Origin of the sequence: Chryseobacterium echinoideorum (assembly GCF_007474535.1) — a bacterium.
In the GTDB taxonomy this organism is placed as follows: domain Bacteria; phylum Bacteroidota; class Bacteroidia; order Flavobacteriales; family Weeksellaceae; genus Chryseobacterium; species Chryseobacterium echinoideorum.
Genome location: NZ_VKNW01000001.1, coordinates 515,200 through 533,425 on the forward strand (window position 1 = coordinate 515,200; position 18,226 = coordinate 533,425).

The window sequence follows — 18,226 nt, forward strand, 5'->3', positions numbered from 1 at the left end:
TTTCACTAATATGAACTATCAACTGGACGAAATAGACAAGAAAATTCTTGATTTTCTGGTAGAAAATACAAGAATGCCTTTTACTGAAATTGCTAAGCAGATGGACGTTTCTGCTGGTACTATTCACGTAAGGGTAAAGAAAATGGAAGATGCAGGTATTATTTTAGGATCATCTCTCAACCTTGATTATGGTAAATTGGATTATCACTTCACGGCTTTTATAGGTATTCTTTTAACAAAATCAAACCGCACTCAGGAGGTTTTGAAAGAATTATCAAGCATACCCAACGTTATCGAAGCAAGCGTTATTTCCGGAAAATATAATATATTCTGTAAAGTAAGAGCAAAAAACACAAATGATGCTAAGAGAATTATTTATCAGATAGACGACATTCAGGACGTAATGAGAACTGAAAGTATGATTTCTATGGAAGAATACCTTAGTGATAAAAACAGATTGATTAACGCAATCTCAATTTAGTCAAACTTTAAACGATATAAATACCAAAGAACTTATGAAATCATTCATAAGTTCTTTATTTTTGCATTATGGAAAAGGAATATAAAGAATACAGCTATTTTGATGAAGATCCAAAAAAAGGATGGGGTTTTATTCTGGCACTGGCTTCTTTGCTCGTGTTTACATTGATGGGAATCGGACTAGATTTTGACGAATACCTTCAGCATGAAAGTCTTAATATCCCTCAAGGGTATTTTTATCTGATTTTCTCGGTTGATATCTTGATGATTGTAGGAATTGTATTGATGTTTTTTTATCGAAAAGCAGGAATTGTATTATTTCCCCTGATGCTTCTTGCTCATTTTTTTATGCATAACTATTATCTTTCCACATTTTTATATTCTGATGTTACCAATCTGTTTCTTTTTACAGGATTCGGAATGTTGGCAATTATTCCGAAATGGAAGTTTTTCAGATAGAAACATAAAGTTTATTACATTTTTAACTAATCTTTGAACTCTCCGTCAGAATTTTTAATTTTGACATAAAATATAAAATTATGAACACACCCTCTAAAATGATAGATCTGGGAACAAAAGCTCCCTTTTTCGAGCTTCCAAACCCTTCAAAAAATAACGAAGTTCAATCTCTTGATGATCTAAAAGGAGAAAAAGGAACATTGATAATTTTCATGTGCAATCATTGTCCGTTTGTTCTTCATGTTATTGATAAACTCACCGAACTTTACGAAGATTATAATGAGAGAGGAATTGAGTTTATTGCAATCAACTCAAATGATGTTGAAAAATATCCCGCAGACTCTCCGGAGAAAATGATCGAATTCCAAATCGAAAGAAAATTTGATTTTCCTTATCTATATGATGAAAGCCAAGCTATTGCAAAGGCCTATGATGCAGCTTGCACTCCAGATTTATTTTTCTTTGATGAAAAATTAGATCTTATTTATCGCGGGCAAATGGATGATTCCAGACCGGGAAATAATAAAGACGTTACTGGGGAAGACTTGATCATTGCTTTTGAAAATCTTTTATTAGGTGAAGCTCAGGAAGAAATTCAAAGACCAAGCATGGGCTGCAATATTAAATGGAAATAAGTTTTTTTTAATCTAAAATAAAAAAATACCCTGAAAAATTGTTTTTTCAGGGTATTATATTCTTAAAAATGAATTATTCTTACTAAGCTTTCAAATATCTCGAATAAGCATAGCCTTCTTCTCCGTCTGCGGTTCTCACTTTCCACCAGTCATCAGAAGTCTGTTCAACCAAAGTAATGGTTTCTCCCTTTGCCGCTTTTCCTACAACGGCTGCATCTGTAGAAGGCTCCTGTCTGATGTTTAGATTAGACTCTTCAGTTGCAACAGTAAGGCTTGTTCCTGCTGCAAGACCTGTAACCTGCACATCAATATTGATGTCTGATGCAGAATAAGTAGAATCTATTGCTCCTAAAGCATTCCATACGGCATCTTTTGCAGCAGTATTTGATGCGCCACCGGAAATGTAAAGAATTCCATCCTGCTCCTGAACCTGAAGATTACTTACTCCTGCAGATTGAGCTGCTGAAACCACGCTTGAATATTTATCTTGTAATGTGCTCATGATTTCTTATTTTACAACTAAATTATTATTATACTTTCCGATTTTTAAAGCATCTACAGATTCTTTAATTTTTCTCGCCTGAACTGAAGATACATTTCCGGTTAAAGTCAACTCTCCGTTAATTACTTCAACTTTTACCGAAGGGAAATCTTTTACTGCATCCTGTACTTTTTGCTGAACCATAGGATCTACGGCAGAAGCTGTTTCTACTGGCATTGGAGCTGCCTCTACTGTAGCCATGTCATGAACATCTTTTACTCCTTTTATTTCTTTCAAAGACTTGATGGTAGCATCTTTTTCTTCCTGCGAAGCAAAAGTTCCGCTTAAGTGTGCTACACCTTCTTTTACCTCTACACTTGCTCCAGGATTTGCTGTTACAACTGTAGTTGCCTGAGTCTGTAATTCAGCATCAGATACTTTCTTTTTACACGAAATAGATCCAAACGATACTGCTAAAGCTAAAGCAGATATTGCGATTGTTTTTTTCATAATTGTTTAATTTAATGTTTTAAATACAATCAAATGTAATAATAAATTTTGTACCAACAGATTAAAATTTTAAAAAATATCTGATAAGATTACTATAAGTTTTTCATTTTCTGTGATTTAATTTATTAATTATTGAGCACGCAAATTTTTATAAAAATTTAGGCTTAAATAATTAAAGCATTATATTTGTCTTTCTTGAATTATATATATGAAAGGACAAAATAAATTATTCGTTGCTATTATTGTAGCATTAGTAATTGGTGTCGCCATTGGAGGTTTGGTGCATATTAATTATCCTGAAAGCGCAGAGCCGTTTTCTAAAAATATCAAGCTTCTGGGAACCATCTTTATTCGTTTGGTGCAAATGATTATTGCTCCGCTTGTATTTACCACGCTTGTTGTAGGTATCGCAAAAATGAGCGACATCAAAATGATTGGAAGAGTTGGTACAAAAGCGATGCTGTGGTTTATTTCCGCTTCATTGATATCACTTTTTATCGGTTTGGTGTTAGTCAATTGGCTTGCACCGGGACACGTTACCCAGCTTCCCATTCAGGATGCATCATCTGCAGAAGAATTGGTGAGGTCCAGTAAAGGTTTTTCTCTGGAAGATTTTGTAAAACATATTATTCCTAAAAGCTTGTTTGAGGCTTTTGCAACCAATGAAGTGCTTCAGATCGTTGTGTTTTCTATTATGTTTGGGGTAGCTTTAGCTAATTTAGGAGATGAATATGCACAGCCGGTAATTAGATTGTTTGATGTTATAGCACACGGAATTTTGAAAATGGTAGGTTACATTATGTGGTTTGCCCCTTTGGGAGTTTTAGGAGCTATTGCGGCGGTGGTTGCAACCAATGGTTTTGAAATATTTAAAGTCTACGCTATTTATCTGCGGGATTTTTTCTTTGCCTTAGGAATTTTGTGGCTGGTTTTACTCTTGGTAGGATATATGATTTTAGGACGCCGTCTTTTTGATCTTTTAAGAAGAATAAAATCACCGTTGCTTATTGCTTTTTCTACGACAAGTTCAGAGGCTGTTTTTCCAAAACTGGTAGAAGAGCTGGAAAGATTTGGCTGCAATAACAGAGTTGTTTCGTTTATTTTGCCATTAGGGTATTCTTTCAATCTGGACGGGAGTATGATGTACATGACTTTTGCTTCTATTTTTATTGCCCAGATTTACGGGATTGATATGTCTATCGGACAGCAGGTGACCATGCTTTTAGTTTTAATGCTTACTTCAAAAGGAATTGCAGGAGTTCCGAGAGCTAGTCTGGTAATTATTGTAGCAACTTGTTCCATGTTTGGAATTCCACCGGAAGGGATTGCATTGATTTTACCGATTGATCACTTTTGCGATATGGGAAGAAGTATGACCAATGTATTGGGGAATGCTTTGGCAACTTCAGCTGTTTCAAAATGGGAAGGTCAGCTTGATACCCACGGCGGAGATTTGTAGCAGTTCTGAATTTTAATATAAAAAGGCAAAGCTAAATTAACTTTTAAGCTTTGCCTTTATTTTTTGAAATACTACATTATTAACAAGTCGAATGCTTTTAATGTAGAGTTCATGTTTTCCAATTTAGATTTGCAAATTTTTTTATGTAATTAAATTCTTTCTAATTCGTCTCCGTCAATCGTCGTTTTAAAAGTGCCGTAATTTACAACTACTTTATTTTTAGATATTTTTTCAATCGTTCCCACACTGGTACTTCCGGTTATTCTCACCCGCTGACCTATCTTCATCCAGACAGAGCGATCGGTTTTACGTTTTTCCTCAAGCTTTTCGTTGGTTTCAGTAATTTTTTCAATCACATCTTCTTTTTTCAGTTGTTGGGTGATTTTTCTTTTGACAATCTGAAGTCTTTTAGATTCGTCTTTATCAGCACCAATTTTTCTGAATTTTTCTTGTTCCAAAATTTTTACAAAATCTTTCACTACATCCTTTCTGGATTTCCCTTTTACATAGCTGTCTATAAAAGATTCTATCTTGTTGCCAAACTGTAATTTACGGTGCTCTTCTTCGTACAGTTTCTGAAAGTTGAATAACTTTTGCTGAAGCTGGTCGTTTAGTTTTTGAAGATTGTCGCGCTTGTCTTCTACAGATTCTTTTCTTTCCGCAAGATCGGTTTTCAGTTTTTCAACTTCATATTTTTCCTGTTGAAGCTTTACAATGGTTTTATCTAAATTTACAATATCATGTTCCACTTTTTTCTTAGCAGAATGAATGATAAATCTTGGGATTTTATTTTTCTCTGCCACTTCAAAGGTAAATGAACTTCCGGCTTGTCCTACCTCCAGTTTGTACATGGGTTCCAGCGTTTCCTCGTTAAAAAGCATGGCTGCGTTTTGCGCATTCGGTAGCTGCTCTACAACCAGTTTGATATTGGTATAATGCGTTGTGATGATGGCAAAACTTTTTTTATCATAAAAAAACTCCAGAAAGCTTTCTGCCAAAGCACCGCCCAATTCAGGATCCGAACCTGTACCAAATTCATCAATCAATAAAAGAGTTTCGGCATCTGCTTCGCGGATGATCCCTCCCATTTTTTTTAATCGTGATGAGTAAGTAGACAGATGGTTTTCAATAGATTGATTGTCGCCAATATCCGTCATGATTTTGTCGAAGAAAAACATTTCCGATTTTGGATGTACAGGAACCAGAATTCCGCTTTGAATCATTAATTGAAGCAATCCGACCGTTTTCAGGGTGATTGATTTTCCGCCCGCATTCGGTCCTGAGATACAGATAATTCTGTTGTGTTCGGTGAACGTTAACGATTGAGGGAAAATGACTTTATTTTCCGCTTTATTTCTTAGAAACAATAATGGGTGGAAAGCATCTTTTAATCTTAATGTTTTATGACGGTTGATTTTGGGTAAAATTCCGTTGATAAGATGGGCAAATTTTGCCTTGGCTCTCGTTAAATCCAGATCAAAAATGTATTGCTGATATCTCCAAAGCTGAGGTTGGAATTCTGCTAATTCTGCAGTAAGCTGTCTTAAAATTTTATCAATTTCTTTTTTCTCTTCTTCCTGACTTTCCCGAAGCTTAAAATAATGATTCACTACACTTTCCGGCTGAATATAAGTGATGGAACCGGTTTTTGAAAGTCCTAAAACTCTTCCCTGAACTCTTTTCTTAAATCCCGATTTTACAGCCAGAACTCTTTGGTCGTCAATAATCGTTTCCCGGATATCATCTAAAAACTCACTTTGACCGTAATTGAATAAAGCTCTGTTGAAATTCTCGGTAATGGCTTTTTTAGCATGCTGAATTTCCGTTCTCAATCCTTTCAGAATCGGAGATGCTTCACTTTTTACTTCACCAAAACGGTTGAAAACCTTGTCAACTTTATCAATGATTTCTTTTCTGAACTCAAGCACTGAAACATCCTTAATAAGCGTAGGGAAAGTTTCGGGCATGGTTGGGAAAAACTTCTGCAGTTTACCGATTTGCTCCGTAAGTGTTTTAATTTTGATGAAAGCAACGTTTTCTAATCGGTAATTTTCAATCAGCATCAATTTCAGTTCACTTTCAATATCTTCATATTCACTAAACGGAATGGCATTAGAGCTTTCAAAGCTTGAGAGGTATTCTGAAGTTTTTTTCAGGGAAAGCTCAGCCTCATCTATTTTCATCGGACGAAGCTGAAGGATTTTTTCTCTTGTTTTCGGAGAATATGCAAAGGGAGAAATTTCTGCGAGCAATTGCGGAAATTCCAATTCGTCTAAATCTTCTTTATCTATATACACAATGCAAAGATAACTAATTTGAAAATTTGAAAATGAGTTAATTTGATAATTAAAAATTCAAATTTTGCTAATATGAGTATTAAAATTAAAAAAAGATTCTGAAGTTCTTGTGAAATTATTATAGGCTTCTTTAAACTCTGAAAGACGAAATACATTTGAAGTAATCGTAATATCTGTATATTTGATTGATGAAATTAGAAACAGAAAGACTAAGTTTAAAACCTATCAACGAAAGCCATGTTGAAGACATTTTAAAGATCAGAAGCAATGAAATTGTCAATCGGTTTGTACAAAGAATTCCGCCAAAGACAAATTACGATGCGCTGGATTTTATTTTAACGCTCAAAAAAAGAAATCAGAATAATGAATCTTTAAATTGGGGAATATCTTATAAGGCTCAACAGAATCTGATCGGTACAATCTGTCTCTGGAATTTTTCTCAAGACCGAAAAACAGGAGAAATCGGTTACGAATTATTACCTGATTTTCACAGAAAAGGAATCATGTCTGAAGCTTTGTCTGCGGTTTTAGAATTTGGCTTTAATCAATTAAATTTGCAGGAGATTTTAGCTTTTACGAACAAGTTCAACGAAAACTCGAAAGGTCTTCTTTTAAAGCACAACTTCATATTGCAAGAGGGAAGAACTGATGAAGGTTTTCCTGATAATTTGGTTTTTAGTTTGCAGAGAAACTAATCATGTATGCAAACCTTTATAAAGCCTCTGATTTTTTGATAGAATCTGTTAATGATTATCTGGAATTATTTGCTTCTAAAGTTGACTTTACAGCCGAGAATGCTCTTAATGCGATGGTAAGCCATTATAAAGAGGTTAAAATAGTTGATTTTTTCTTAGCTTTATATCCTCAAGAAATATTTATACTTTCGTCAGATTCTTTATATATTAGTCTACATCGGAATCATAATGATTGTTTAACTTTATCATTTATGCGCTCCTTCAAATTTTCTGATGACACAGATGAGACAATAGAAATAGAATTTGATCTAAATTTTGATTCTGTTAGTTGTGAATCATATTATAGTAAAAGTATTGAATTGAGGGCAGATGATTTAAAGAATGATGAGAATTTATATGAAAAGTTAATCTTAAATTTTAAGAATGATGTGTTCTACGAAAAAATTAGAAATAGAAAACCAGATACTTTTGAATTAAATATCAATTACAACGTTTAAATAAATTTTTAAATTCAATCATTTTCAAATTCTCAAATTGAATCTTATGACCTGGACAGAAATTTTAGCCCCCATAAAAAACACAGAATACTTTACCAACCTTTGGGAAAAAGTAAAACAGGAATACTCCACAACAAAAGTTTTTCCGCCAAAAAATCAGATTTTCAGAGCATTGGAAATCACACCTTTTGAAGATATTGAAGTCGTTATCATTGGGCAGGATCCTTATCATAATGATTATCAGGCAAACGGGTTGTGTTTTTCAGTTTCTGAGCAGGTGATTGCACCGCCTTCGCTTAAAAATATTTTTACTGAAATGAAAAATGATCTGGGAATTGAAAGAAACTCAAAAGAGCTGGATGATTGGGCAAAACAGGGGGTTTTATTGCTGAATGCCACTTTAACGGTTCGTGCACATTCTCCCAATTCGCATAAAGATTTAGGCTGGGAAAAATTTACAGATTTTATCATCAAAGAAATTTCAGATAAAAAGGAAAACGTAGTTTTTGTTTTGTGGGGCGCTTTTGCACAAAAAAAAGCCGAACTCATTGATCCGGCTAAACATTTTATATTAAAGTCTGCTCATCCTTCTCCGTTTTCTGTTCACAGGGGATTTTATGGGAGCAAACCTTTTTCAAAAATCAATGAATATTTGGTTTCAAAAGGAAAGAAACCTATCTTGTGGTAGTTGAATCTCGTAATTCCGGATCTTTAGTAATAGAAATTCCTATTGTGTATTGTCCGGGCAATGATTTTGCGTTACTTTTTTCCGTTGGATAGGGAGTGACCTCTATCAGAGAGATTTTATATCCGTTAAAATAATGAACTTTATGGTAGTCTTTGCCTGAGGTTTCCTGTGTTGAAAGTCGTATCATTACCGGACGACTTGTTGTACTCATTAGTTCCACATCTGCAACAGCCACTCCGGACCAGATGCATTGTGTTCCCTGCGGACAACGGCTGTCTTCAGAAATCCCTTTGAAAGTTACATTCATCTGATATTCTTTCAGAAATTTGTTTTCCCCTTCTTTGAAATAAATAATGTTTTTATTTTCTATCGAAGTTTTTTCAGATTTTGTGGATGTCTGAGCAATATTTTTCTGAGAACTGCAGTTTACCAATAAGATAAGGGCAAATAGCAAGATTGCTTTTTCTTTCATATCTAAATTTATTATTTTTTTTTTAAAGTTATATAATATTAAAAATATCCAGCAAGACTACTAAAAACATAGCAATTCCTACAACCAGATTAAATCCTGTTCCGTAAAGAAATCCGATAAAAGCTCCTTTAGTAGATTTCCAGGCTTTGGTGAGGTCTTTACTGTCGTGCAGAAGTTCTCCAACAAAAACTCCGGCAAACATTCCTACCAGAAAACCAAGCGGAATCGGCAAAAACATTCCCACAATGGTTCCTATCACAGAACCGATACTTCCCCAACGTGTTCCGCCATATTTCCTGTTCGTCTTTGCCGGAATTACATAATTCAGAACTGCTGAAGCAAGGGTTAAAATTACAAATGCCCAGATATAAATGATGGAGAGATCCGAATCTGTCCCATATTTATAGATTAAGAGACCGGCAAGGCTTAGTACCAATCCCGGTAAAACCGGTAAAAAAGTTCCCAGAATTCCTAATATTAAAAGGATAATGCTGAATATTGTAATTAATGAGTGATCCATAAATGAAAAGTAAAATCAAGGTTGTTTCACAAAAAGCATGCTAGGGTTTCAAAATAGAATTTTAATAACAGAAAAATAGAAAATAATTTCTTTTGATAAAGTAATTTTCTGTCTAAAAAAGTAATGAGAATTGATGCCGTTTCATTATCTCCGAAATTATCCGGAGAAAATTTAAAATCTGCTGGTTTTCAATAAATAAAAATTAAAAAATCAACGCTTTTTCTGTGATCTTTTGGGAGCTGTTTTTACTCTTATTTTAAACCTTTTCTGAGATTTTGGTTTTTTATGCATATTTGTGAACGTTTGATAACTAAATTTAATCAATTTTTCAATTAAAATAAATACTTTTAACAAAAAATAAAATTAAATTTTGTTTATGTACATTAAAAATTTGAGCATAAAATCGGTTCTTATAATCCTGCTGAAGGTTGCAGGTTTTCTTATTGGAATTATTTTAATTTATGCACTGTTGGGGTATTTGCTGCCATTTATCGAAGTTTCGGAAAAAGAGGATGGCGAGGCTAAAGAAATTCCGATTTATATTTATACAAACGGAGTGCATACTGATATTGTGATGCCTGTAAAAAATGATATTCATGACTGGAGTTCCAAAATTCCTTTTTCGGATACCAAATCAGGAAAAACAGATTATCAGTTCGTTGGAATAGGATGGGGTGATAAAGGTTTTTATCTCGATACACCGACTTGGGCAGATCTGAAATTTTCAACAGCTGTCAAGGCAGCGTTCTGGATGAGCGAATCTGCAATGCATTGCTCTTTTTACCGTATCATGACAGAAGCTGATGATTGTAAAAAAATAATGATCAGCCATGATCAATATATGAAACTGGTTGACTTTGTGGATGCGAAATTTGATAAAGACGGTCTTGGAAATTATATTCTTATTCCTACTGATGCGGTTTACGGGGATAATGATGCCTTTTATGATGCTAAAGGCAGATACAGCTTTCTTAATACCTGCAACACCTGGGCAAATGATGCACTGAAAGCAGCCGGACAAAAAGCGGCATTCTGGACACCTTCTGATTACGGAATATTTTTACATTACCAATAAATGGTCTTAAAGTCATATTGTATTATCATATTTTCTTTCGTTCTTTTATCATGTACGAAAGATCAGCTTATTGAGGCACAGAAAAAATTAGATTTTAAAGATGGCGATATTATTGAGCTGAAAAAGCCTGCCATTGATTGGGTTAAAACAAAAAATAAAGCAAACAAGGCTTTAGAATTTGCCAAATCTAAAAAACTAAGTACTGAAATCTGTATTCTGATTGATATGAGCCTTCATTCAGGAGTAAAAAGATTTGTAGTATGGGATTTTAAAAATCAGAAAATACTCAATACTTATCTGGTGGGTCACGGCTGCGGAATCAACTCTTGGAGCAGAGACGAATCAAAAGACAAACCTGAATTCAGCAATGAAGATGGCAGTCATCTTTCTTCTTTAGGTAAATATAAGCTTTCGGGAAGAGGTTACAGCGATTGGGGAATTCATGTAAAATACCTGATGCATGGTATGGAGGATTCCAATACTAATGCGCTGAAAAGATTTATCGTTTTCCATTCCTGGGAACTAATGAGCGATGAAGAAGTTTTTCCAAACGGCTCACCGGAAGGATGGGGTTGTCCCACAGTTTCCAATAATGCCATGAAGGAAATTGATGCACTTCTGCAAAAACATGGCAAACCTATTCTGATGTGGATTTATCAGTAATTTTATACAAACAACAAAAGAGCCTCGATTTGCCGAGGCTCTAGCTGATGATAATGGTGTTATTTTTATAACTGTTTATAACTTCTCTGGATAAAATCTGTAAGCTCTTTACCTTTCAGCAAATTCTGCGATAGTTTTGCAAGATCCAAAGCGTATTTTATCTGATTATTTTTTTCTTCCACATTTTCATTCGCTAAAATTTTTGAAGCAAATTCACTATTGGAGTTTACCACCAGATTGTACATCTCGGGAAAACCTCCCATTCCGAACATTCCGCCGCCGCCTGTAGCCTGCATATCTTTCATTCTTCGCATAAACTCAGGCTGAGTAATGGTGAAAGGAGCATCTGTGCTGTCTAAATCTTCAAGCTGTACAGTAAATTTTTTATCGTTGATAGATTCTTCAACCGTTTTCTTTAAAGATTCTTTCTCTGTTTCATTGAGTTTTGAGATAGCAGGTTCATCTTTTTTGATTAAATTATTGATGTGATCTGCATCTACTCTTGCAAACTGAATTTTCTCTTTAGACGTTTCCAGTTTTTGAATAAGGTGAGGAACAATCGGTGAGTCTAATAGCAATACTTCGTAGCCTTTATCTTTAGCCGACTGAATGTAAGAATGCTGCTCGTCTGCGTTGGTTGCATATAAAATTACCAGATTGCCGTCTTTGTCGGTTTGGATAGGCTTGATTTTTTCTTCCAGTTCGTTCCAGAGGAAATATTTGCCTTCACTAGTAGGATATAATGCAAACTTGTCTGATTTTTCGAAGAATTTTTCTTCAGAAATCATTCCGTATTCAATAACGATCTTAATGTCATTCCATTTTTTCTCGTAATCTTCGCGGTTTTCATTGATTAATGAAGCCATCTTATCGGCAACTTTTTTGGTGATGTAAGAAGAAATTTTCTTTACCGCACCATCTGCCTGAAGATAAGAACGGGAAACATTCAACGGAATATCAGGAGAGTCGATCACTCCGCGAAGCAGCATTAAAAAGTCGGGAACAATACCCTTTACTTCATCCGTTACAAAAACCTGGTTTTGGTACAGCTGAATTTTGTCTTTTTCGATATTCAGGTTATTGCTAAGCTTAGGGAAATATAAAATACCTGTAAGATTGAAAGGATAATCTACATTGAGGTGAATATTAAACAAAGGCTCTTCAAACTGCATAGGATAAAGCTCATGATAAAATGCTTTGTAATCTTCGTCTTTCAGTTCACTTGGAGCTTTTGTCCAAGCCGGAGTAGGATTGTTGATTATATTATCAACGTCAACAGTTTCTGCAACCGCATCTTCTGCTGCGCCTTCAGGTAAAGGAAGGGTTTCTTTTTTTGTTCCGAATTTAATTGGAACAGGCATGAATTTGTTGTATTTTGTCAACAATTCACGGATTCTGAATTCTTCTAAAAATTCTGTAGAATCTTCAGCAATATGAAGGATGATTTCTGTTCCTCTGTCAGTTTTTGCAGTTGTTTCTTCTAAAGTAAACTCAGGACTTCCGTCACAAACCCAGTGAACAGCCAGTTCATCTTTGTAAGATTTAGAGATAATTTCTACTTTTTCTGCCACCATAAACGCAGAATAGAAACCAAGTCCGAAATGACCGATAATTCCTGAATCTTTAGCCGAATCTTTATATTTCTCCAAAAACTCTTCAGCTCCTGAAAAAGCTACCTGATTGATGTATTTTTCCACCTCTTCTCCGGTCATCCCGATTCCCTGATCAATGATGTGAAGTTTTTTGTTTTCTTTATCAATCTTCACTTCAATTTTAGGATTTCCGTACTCTACCTTTGCTTCACCAATTGAGGTTAAATGTTTTAATTTAAGAGTTGCATCTGTTGCATTGGAAATTAATTCTCTTAAAAATATTTCGTGATCGCTGTAAAGAAATTTTTTAATCAACGGAAAAATATTTTCCACTGAAACATTAATATTTCCTTTAGTCATAATTATTTGATTTTAAATTTTCTTATGATTCTCAAAAAAAATACCATGATTTCTAAACTGCCATTTTGACATAAGTAATAAAAAAATCACCCGAATTTTCAGGTGATTCATATATTTGATTGTAACAATTGATAATTAGTTGTGGTTTCCAATTTTCATTTTGGCGAGTTCACCTCTTGTAATGACTTTAGTATTAATCTCGTCAGTTTCAAAAAAATCTTTTAAAATAGAATTAATCTTTTCCATATCAAAAGGTTTACAGGAAAATACATCTATCGCAGCAAATTCTTTTTCGGGCCACGTATGAATGCTGATGTGGCTTTCTTCCAGCAGGATAAATCCTGTTGCACCAAATGGCTGAAACTGTTTGTATGCTTCCTGCACTTTTCCCAAATTTAACTCTGCAACAACCTTATTGAGAATGATTTTTATTTCTGGAACAAAAGATGACTTTTGAATATTACATCCGTAAATATCCCAAATCGTGTGATATCCGATGGTATGATAATCCGAAGTCATATTAATTGATGGATTTGCTTACCGGTGGTTCTACACTGATGCTGTCAGAAGATATTGAATCTTCGCCGTTGATCTGTGCTTCTTCAGATGCACGGGTAATTAAGTTGGCAAACTCATTCAGGTCATATAATTTAATCATAACCTCATATTGCTCTTCCATTTCAATCATTTCAGGCAGCTCTTCTCTCGGACCGTAATCCCACGAAATAGGGTTGATAAGTTCTTTCACTACATCAAAATTTCCTTCGAGCGGCATTCCGTAAAATTCAATTTTTTTATTAGGCAGCTTATGCGCAAAACTATTCTGATAAGAAGGACTTCCGTAGAACTCTTCTGTTTTCAGATATTCATTTTTGGTTGGATTAAGGAAATAGGCATTCTGGGTAAAATTATATTTTGTTTTGGTGTCATCTTCCAGAGTTATAAGATGTTCTCCTTTCCCCATTTCTACCCATACTACTTCTTTTGCAGGAACTTCCACTGTAAGGGTATCTACTTTTACAATGATTGAATGATCTGTGGGATTGTCAATGGCAAGATCTACACTTCCTTTTCCGCAAGAACATAGGGCAAAAGCTGCAAAAAGTATTAAGAATATATTTTTCATGTTATTAATTTTTAAATAATGTAATGTGACACAAATTCACAATTATTGGTGATAATTTCTTTGTTTTCTGCTCTGAAATTAATGGCAGATGGCTGGAAAGTATAGAAAACGCCTGCCTGATAATAGTAGTTTTCCCGATCCTTATCTAAAGGATAATATCGTTGATAAATCTTTTTCTGCTGTGCAAAATCACCCTCAGACTGAATGTTTTTGTGGACAATTCTTACATTTTCTCCCATTCTTCCGTAAACAGGTTTTTCCACATAATCTTTTCCTGCAAGAAATGATGCGTTGTCGTATGTCTCTGCAATAAAAGTATTGGGAAAATGCTGGGTAATGTAATTCAGAAACAATTTATTCTGCCATACAGCAGTGTATGGAGGATTAAGAATAATTGCCAGATCTTTTTCAATAATTTCTATCAACAGTTTTGCCAATTCGGGTTCTTCGTCAAACATCCAGTCCCAAGGAATCATTTTAAACCAGACATCTACGGGCTGAAACTCTCCGCCAATTTCAAAGAAAATACCTTCATCAGAAAATGTCACTTTTTCCAGATCAGTATAAAAAACATCGTATCCGGCTTTGTAAGCAGCGTTCAAAACTATGTCACAGTTGAGCCTGTCTTCTTTATGACCAAATGAAGATGCCAAAAGATAAGGCTTGTCGTAAGGAATGTTTTTCTTGAGATTTGAAAGGGTGGTTTCAAGATCACGTTCCAGCTTATTAAACTGTCCCATCGGAGATTTGATCTGTTCCAGCTGAAGCTTTTGCCACAAGATGGTTTCAGGGAGCGTAGAACAAGTATCTGCATTGAATTCGATAACTTTTGCATTTCTTTCATCAATCCCGCCATTGATGTCAAATCTTCCGTATAAAAGAGGATGTTTTTTTCTTTCCTCCCATGTTTTTTCAATAATTCCATGAAAAAACTGCGGAATATCCAATAGATGCAGATTTCTGTCCTGAATAATTTTATCAGTTGCTTTTTCAAAAACTGAGTAAGCTTCCTGTGTGATAAAAGTAAATTTGCTCACTTCAGAAGTATGAAGACCCAAGACTTCTTCAAACAGATAATCTTCATCTGCAAACCACTGCAGCTGAACTGGCATATCTTTTTTCCGGATCTTTTTTATTTCCTGAAATCTGTTATCCTCCATAAGATCTGAAAGATTTTCCTGCGCCGTATCCTCTTGAAGCTCTTCCCGGAGTAGTTATTCTGCGGGAGGTTGCTGTTTTTACCATATCATTTTTCAGACCGGTAGATTTGTTGTAGGCATCTGCGCTTTTGTAATAGCTGGAATTGGGAGTGGTGTTGGCAAGATTTCTGCTGAAAAATGCTGAAGCCAATGAGTACATCAAAACTCCTCTGAGTGCAGAGTGTGCGTGATTGCCGGACTGTGACTCGCTTTTCAGTTTTTGAAGAGACAGAGTGTCTGTTTTTCCGTTGAGATAATGTACGATTGCGGTAGATTTCGCTTTGTCATCAATGATTTTTTCATCAATAATTTTAAAATCATCACCTGGTTTTACTTCTTCAACCTCGGTAACTGTACCTTTTGATGATTCTTTAATTGTTACCGATTCCCCATCTTTAATTCTGGGACTCCCGTCTCCGCCGCAACTTTGTAAAGTGAGCAGGCTAAATGCCATTGCTGGGAAGAGAATATTTTTTTTTGAAAAAATACAAATAGTAAAAGAATTTTTCTTCATATTTGGAAATAAGTTTAAAATCAAATATAAATAATATTTTGAAACCAAAAATAAAAATTTTAGCTTTTTCAGTTTTTGTTGCAGGATTATGCTCAATTATTTACGAGTTACTCATCAGTGCTACGGCAACTTACTTCCTTGGTAACGGTGTCATGCAGTTTTCTATTCTCATTGGTGTTTACATGTTTTCGATGGGGATTGGGGCTTATTTATCAAAATTTTTTAAAGAAAAACCACTGGATTTTTTTGTTTTCATTGAGGTTGTATTGGGTTTAATAGGCGGAATTTCGGTTCCTCTTCTGTATTTTCTCTTTGTGAATGTAAGTCCCGGAGTTTTACAGGCTTTTTGTCTGGTGATCATGTTTTTTATCGGATTGATTACGGGAATGGAAGTTCCGCTTCTTACTTTTATGAATGAAAGTGAGGAGTATAAGGATAATCTTTCCAATTTTTTGTCGCTGGATTATATTGGAGGGCTGATTGCTACCCTTATTTTTCCTTTTCTTCTGCTTCCTTTTGTAGGACTGTTTTATTCGTCGCTTCTTTTTGGGATTGTGAATATTATATTGGGACTTTGGCTGAGTCAGAAGTTATTAAAAAAAAGAAACAAAACTTTTTATTTCGGAGTTTTCGTGTTGGCTTTTCTCATCGTAATGGTTGTTACAACGGGATCAATGCTGAAAGTTTGGGAAGAAAAAATATACAAAAGTCCGATTGTGGAAAATATTCAGACACCATATCAGAAAATTGTCATTACAAAAAACAATGATGATGTGAAACTTTTTTTGAATCGCTCAATACAATTCAGCTCTAAAGATGAATACCGTTATCATGAAATGCTGGTACACATTCCGTTACTGATTCACGATAATCCGAAAAATATTTTAATTCTTGGAGGCGGGGAAAATTTAGCCAGCAGAGAGGTTCTGAAACACCCGAGTGTGAAAAATATTGATGTGGTAGATATTGATCAGATGATGTTTAATTTGTCAAAAAAAAATAAATATCTTCTGAAGATAAATAATAAAGCTTCTCTGGATCCTAGAGTAAATCTTATTGCTGATGATGCTTTTACTTTTCTGAAAAACAATATTAAAGAATATGATGTTATCATTGCTGATTTGCCCGATCCTTCCGTTGATGCCATTGCAAAACTTTACAGTAAGCAGTTTTTTGGTCTTGCCAAAAGAAATTTGAAGGCAGACGGAGTTTTTGTAACGCAGTCCGGTGAAGTGTATTATTCTAACACGGCTTTCAGCTGTATTAAAAATACGGTGAATTCTATTTTTGATTATACCAAAACGTATCAGGTGTATGTGCCGTCTTTTGGATATTGGGGATATACTATTGCAAAAAATACTGAATTTAATGAAAAAAAACACCGGAAAATTCCTGAAAATCTGAAATTCCTTACCGAAAATGCTTTTATCAATTCATTTGAACTTCCTAAAGACATCAGTATTGTTTCCACAAAAATCAATACCATAGATAATCCTGTGGTTTTGGATTACTTCCTTGATGACTGGTACAAATGGAAGACAGATATGACGACCAACTGATGGCATAAAATTTTCTTTTCAATCAATCTATATACATTCAAAAAGCCAGTATGGAAATTATTACCGATAAAAATAGTATACTTTCAAATCCAGAAACAAAAGATTTTCTAGCAGATGCATTTTATCCAAAAGCTGACCATCAGTTACCGCTGCTCATTTTTGTTCATGGATATAAAGGCTACAAAGATTGGGGAGCATGGGATCTGATGGCTGAAAAATTTGCTGAAGCAGGTTTTTACTTTGTAAAATTTAATTTTTCGCACAACGGAACCACCGTTCAGAATCCCGAAAATTTTGAAGATCTTGAAGCCTTTGGTAACAATAATTATTCTAAAGAGCTTTTAGATTTAAGTTTTGTTTTAGATCATTTTACCAAAAAACCTCAGATAAATCCGGAGAAAATTATCCTTATAGGTCACAGTAGGGGTGGTGGAATTTCTTTAGTGAAAACTTCTGAAGACACGAGAATAAATGGTCTGATTACATTGGCAAGCGTTGATTCTCTTGCACGTTTCCCCAAAGATGAAGCACTCGAAAACTGGAAAAAAAATGGTGTGTATTACGTGGAAAACGGAAGAACAAAACAACAAATGCCTCATTATTATCAGTTTTTTGAAGATTACCAAACCAATGAGCTTCGCTTTGATGTGGAAAGGGCTGCCGAAACAGCAAAAGCACATTTTCTGATCATTCACGGAACAAAAGACGATAGTGTAAGTGTGAAAAATGCTGAACATCTCCGTTTTTTAAATCCTAATTCCGAACTTTTTTTAATTGAGAATGCCAATCACACTTTTGGAGCTTCAGAACCATGGGGAAGTACAGAGCTGCCTTCAGATCTTAATAAGGCTGTAGAAAAAGCAATTGAATTTATTAAAAATAAAATTGTGAATGAATAATCTTAGAACAATACATTACAAAAGGCTTTAGCGAAAATTGAAATGC

21 protein-coding genes are annotated in these 18,226 nt (G+C 34.7%); 11 read left to right on the forward strand and 10 right to left on the reverse strand.

Annotation, left to right across the window (positions count from 1 at the left end):
* Positions 1 to 10 precede the first annotated feature (10 nt).
* The 3 genes from FOL89_RS02200 to FOL89_RS02210 all read left to right on the forward strand — a co-directional run bounded on the left by FOL89_RS02200 (position 11) and on the right by FOL89_RS02210 (position 1,574).
* Positions 11 to 481, forward strand: coding sequence for an Lrp/AsnC family transcriptional regulator (locus tag FOL89_RS02200; RefSeq protein ID WP_034674082.1), 471 nt, complete (start codon positions 11 to 13; stop codon positions 479 to 481).
* A gap of 68 nt (positions 482 to 549) precedes the next feature.
* Positions 550 to 939: a DUF2207 domain-containing protein gene (locus tag FOL89_RS02205; protein WP_144281208.1), complete on the forward strand. Its 390-nt coding sequence runs from the start codon at positions 550 to 552 to the stop codon at positions 937 to 939.
* Between the two features lie 77 nt (positions 940 to 1,016).
* Positions 1,017 to 1,574 carry a thioredoxin family protein gene (locus FOL89_RS02210; RefSeq protein ID WP_185146890.1) on the forward strand — a complete coding sequence of 186 codons (558 nt, stop codon included), beginning with the start codon at positions 1,017 to 1,019 and terminating at the stop codon, positions 1,572 to 1,574.
* 82 nt (positions 1,575 to 1,656) lie between these two features.
* On the opposite strand, the gene FOL89_RS02215 is transcribed toward FOL89_RS02210, so the two are convergent.
* Together FOL89_RS02215 and FOL89_RS02220 are read right to left on the reverse strand one after the other, a co-directional pair.
* Positions 1,657 to 2,076: an SH3 domain-containing protein gene (locus FOL89_RS02215; RefSeq protein ID WP_144281210.1), complete on the reverse strand. Its 420-nt coding sequence runs from the start codon at positions 2,074 to 2,076 to the stop codon at positions 1,657 to 1,659.
* 6 nt (positions 2,077 to 2,082) lie between these two features.
* Positions 2,083 to 2,565 carry a BON domain-containing protein gene (locus FOL89_RS02220; protein ID WP_144281211.1) on the reverse strand — a complete coding sequence of 161 codons (483 nt, stop codon included), beginning with the start codon at positions 2,563 to 2,565 and terminating at the stop codon, positions 2,083 to 2,085.
* A gap of 208 nt (positions 2,566 to 2,773) precedes the next feature.
* Between FOL89_RS02220 and FOL89_RS02225 the strand changes: the two genes are divergently transcribed.
* Entirely contained in the window at positions 2,774 to 4,024 is a 1,251-nt protein-coding gene (locus tag FOL89_RS02225) for a dicarboxylate/amino acid:cation symporter (RefSeq protein ID WP_144281212.1), read from the forward strand.
* Between the two features lie 149 nt (positions 4,025 to 4,173).
* On the opposite strand, the gene FOL89_RS02230 is transcribed toward FOL89_RS02225, so the two are convergent.
* Positions 4,174 to 6,321 carry an endonuclease MutS2 gene (locus FOL89_RS02230; protein ID WP_144281213.1) on the reverse strand — a complete coding sequence of 716 codons (2,148 nt, stop codon included), beginning with the start codon at positions 6,319 to 6,321 and terminating at the stop codon, positions 4,174 to 4,176.
* A gap of 188 nt (positions 6,322 to 6,509) precedes the next feature.
* Here FOL89_RS02230 and FOL89_RS02235 point away from each other — a divergent pair, with 188 nt between their 5' ends.
* The 3 genes from FOL89_RS02235 to FOL89_RS02245 are packed head-to-tail and all read left to right on the forward strand — an operon-like array spanning position 6,510 to position 8,201.
* Positions 6,510 to 7,016 carry a GNAT family N-acetyltransferase gene (locus tag FOL89_RS02235; RefSeq protein WP_144281214.1) on the forward strand — a complete coding sequence of 169 codons (507 nt, stop codon included), beginning with the start codon at positions 6,510 to 6,512 and terminating at the stop codon, positions 7,014 to 7,016.
* 2 nt (positions 7,017 to 7,018) lie between these two features.
* Positions 7,019 to 7,513, forward strand: a complete 495-nt coding sequence (locus FOL89_RS02240; protein WP_144281215.1) for a hypothetical protein — start codon at positions 7,019 to 7,021, stop codon at positions 7,511 to 7,513.
* Between the two features lie 46 nt (positions 7,514 to 7,559).
* Positions 7,560 to 8,201, forward strand: a complete 642-nt coding sequence (locus FOL89_RS02245; RefSeq protein ID WP_144281216.1) for a uracil-DNA glycosylase — start codon at positions 7,560 to 7,562, stop codon at positions 8,199 to 8,201.
* Here FOL89_RS02245 and FOL89_RS02250 read toward each other — a convergent pair.
* Both FOL89_RS02250 and FOL89_RS02255 read right to left on the reverse strand, forming a co-directional pair.
* Positions 8,188 to 8,673, reverse strand: a complete 486-nt coding sequence (locus FOL89_RS02250; RefSeq protein WP_144281217.1) for a hypothetical protein — start codon at positions 8,671 to 8,673, stop codon at positions 8,188 to 8,190. The genes FOL89_RS02245 and FOL89_RS02250 overlap by 14 nt on opposite strands.
* A gap of 28 nt (positions 8,674 to 8,701) precedes the next feature.
* Complete coding sequence (locus FOL89_RS02255) at positions 8,702 to 9,193, reverse strand: DUF456 domain-containing protein (RefSeq protein WP_144281218.1); 492 nt, start codon at positions 9,191 to 9,193, stop codon at positions 8,702 to 8,704.
* Between the two features lie 376 nt (positions 9,194 to 9,569).
* Here FOL89_RS02255 and FOL89_RS02260 point away from each other — a divergent pair, with 376 nt between their 5' ends.
* Both FOL89_RS02260 and FOL89_RS02265 read left to right on the forward strand, forming a co-directional pair.
* On the forward strand, positions 9,570 to 10,268 hold the full coding sequence (locus FOL89_RS02260; protein WP_144281219.1) for a TIGR02117 family protein: 699 nt from the start codon (positions 9,570 to 9,572) through the stop codon (positions 10,266 to 10,268).
* Positions 10,269 to 10,931 (forward strand): murein L,D-transpeptidase catalytic domain-containing protein, encoded by a 663-nt coding sequence (locus FOL89_RS02265; RefSeq protein ID WP_144281220.1) that lies wholly within the window; start codon positions 10,269 to 10,271, stop codon positions 10,929 to 10,931. It abuts the gene before it with no gap.
* A gap of 65 nt (positions 10,932 to 10,996) precedes the next feature.
* Here the strand turns inward: FOL89_RS02265 and htpG are convergent, their stop codons facing one another.
* From htpG to FOL89_RS02290, 5 genes are all read right to left on the reverse strand, one after another.
* Positions 10,997 to 12,883 (reverse strand): molecular chaperone HtpG, encoded by a 1,887-nt coding sequence (gene htpG / locus FOL89_RS02270; protein ID WP_144281221.1) that lies wholly within the window; start codon positions 12,881 to 12,883, stop codon positions 10,997 to 10,999.
* A gap of 135 nt (positions 12,884 to 13,018) precedes the next feature.
* Positions 13,019 to 13,402, reverse strand: a complete 384-nt coding sequence (gene speD / locus FOL89_RS02275; protein WP_144281222.1) for an adenosylmethionine decarboxylase — start codon at positions 13,400 to 13,402, stop codon at positions 13,019 to 13,021.
* 1 nt (position 13,403) lies between these two features.
* A complete protein-coding gene (locus FOL89_RS02280; RefSeq protein WP_144281223.1) occupies positions 13,404 to 14,009 on the reverse strand; it encodes a hypothetical protein in 606 nt (201 codons plus the stop codon).
* 11 nt (positions 14,010 to 14,020) lie between these two features.
* On the reverse strand, positions 14,021 to 15,169 hold the full coding sequence (locus FOL89_RS02285) for a glutathionylspermidine synthase family protein (RefSeq protein ID WP_144281224.1): 1,149 nt from the start codon (positions 15,167 to 15,169) through the stop codon (positions 14,021 to 14,023).
* Complete coding sequence (locus FOL89_RS02290; RefSeq protein ID WP_144281225.1) at positions 15,159 to 15,722, reverse strand: nuclear transport factor 2 family protein; 564 nt, start codon at positions 15,720 to 15,722, stop codon at positions 15,159 to 15,161. Before FOL89_RS02290 ends, FOL89_RS02285 begins: the two co-directional genes overlap by 11 nt.
* 38 nt (positions 15,723 to 15,760) lie before the next feature.
* Between FOL89_RS02290 and FOL89_RS02295 the strand changes: the two genes are divergently transcribed.
* Complete coding sequence (locus tag FOL89_RS02295) at positions 15,761 to 17,281, forward strand: polyamine aminopropyltransferase (protein WP_185146887.1); 1,521 nt, start codon at positions 15,761 to 15,763, stop codon at positions 17,279 to 17,281.
* A 50-nt stretch (positions 17,282 to 17,331) separates the two neighbouring features.
* Positions 17,332 to 18,180 (forward strand): alpha/beta hydrolase family protein, encoded by an 849-nt coding sequence (locus FOL89_RS02300; protein WP_144281227.1) that lies wholly within the window; start codon positions 17,332 to 17,334, stop codon positions 18,178 to 18,180.
* Positions 18,181 to 18,226: the final 46 nt, after the last annotated feature.